Origin of the sequence: Moritella sp. F3 (assembly GCF_015082335.1) — a bacterium.
GTDB lineage: Bacteria > Pseudomonadota > Gammaproteobacteria > Enterobacterales > Moritellaceae > Moritella.
Map to the genome: position 1 here is coordinate 1 of NZ_BLRL01000118.1, position 249 is coordinate 249.

1 pseudogene is annotated in these 249 nt (G+C 37.8%); it reads left to right on the forward strand.

The window, feature by feature from the left end:
- Positions 1 to 249 (forward strand): annotated as a pseudogene (locus tag JFU56_RS22625) (MSHA biogenesis protein MshH); the annotation flags it as partial.

Genomic DNA, 249 nt, shown 5'->3' on the forward strand with positions numbered 1-249 from the left:
GAATTATTTTATACTGGTGTCGCAATTTATAATTATGCTGAACGCACAGAAGAAGTATTAGAAAACGTCGATCAGGCATTAAAGATTGCGGTATTACAAGGCTGCTCTGGTTGGTTCTTGTACGAACAAGAAGAGCAAACACCAGTTTATGCCAAAGGTACTGTCAGATGGCGTGGACTGTTTGATCGAACCTTCAAAAATAATGCATTCTATTATGAGCAACAACTCATTTTAAGCATGGAAGATAAG